This window comes from Micromonospora sp. DT44, assembly GCF_049841635.1.
GTDB lineage: Bacteria > Actinomycetota > Actinomycetes > Mycobacteriales > Micromonosporaceae > Micromonospora.
In genome coordinates, this window is sequence record NZ_JBNCKS010000146.1 from 1 (window position 1) to 1,021 (window position 1,021).

A 1,021-nucleotide genomic window follows, 5' to 3' on the forward strand; every position below is an offset into this window, starting at 1 on the left:
CATGATCTTGTTGCCGGGTTCCTGCCCGATGACGCGAAGCCGTCGGACGTGCTGGTGTGTATCGAGACCGACCGGGGGCCGTGGGTGAGGGCGTTGGTCGCCGCCGGCTACCAGGTCTACGGGGTGAACCCGAAGCAGGCCGCGCGGCACCGTGAACTGTTGTCGCTCTCGGGTGCCAAGAGTGACAAGGCCGACGCGCGTGCCCTGGCCGACATGCTCCGGACCCGCCGCCACCAGCTGCGTCAGGTCGCCGCGGACTCCGACATCGCCGAGGCGGTGAAGGTCGTGGCCCGGGCGCACCAGACGCTGATCTGGGAACGCACCCGTCACACGCTGCGGCTACGGGCGGCGCTGCGGGACTACTTCCCGGCCGCGTTGCAGGCCTATCAGCCGTTGACGCTCACCGGCAGCGACGCGCTGGAACTACTCGCGAAGGCACCCACCCCGGCCGCGGCGGCCAAGCTGACCGTCACGCAGATCAGCGCCGCGTTGAAGAAGGCCCGCCGCCGTGACATCCCCGCCGAGGCCGCGACGATCCAGCAGGCGCTACGCGCCGAGCACCTGGGCCAGGCCGACGTCGTCGCCACCGCCTACGCGGCAACCGTCCGCGCGACGATCGCGGTCCTGCAGACCCTCAACACCGAGATTCGCATTCTCGAGGGGCAGGTCGAGGCCCATTTTGGTCAGCACCCGGACGCTGAGGTCTACCTCAGCCAACCCGGTATCGGTGTCATCCTCGGCGCCCGGGTGCTCGCAGAGTTCGGCGACGCCACAAACCGCTACGCCGACGCCAAATCCCGCAAAAACTACGCCGGCACCGCGCCGATCACCCGCCAGTCGGGCAAGTCCAGGACCGTGCACGCCCGGTTCGTGCACAACGACCGCCTCGTCGACGCCCTCCACATGCAGGCCGGAGCCGCGATCCTGCACGACCCCGGCGTCCGCGCCTACTACGACGAACTCCGCGCCCACGAAATCGGCCACAACGCCGCCCTGCGCCAGATCGGCAACCGCCTCGTCG

General features: G+C 69.7%; 1 protein-coding gene. It reads left to right on the plus strand.

From position 1 onward, the window contains the following. On the plus strand, positions 1–1,021 hold a 1,021-nt coding region (locus tag ACLQ25_RS32680; RefSeq protein ID WP_425734583.1), incomplete at both ends, for an IS110 family transposase.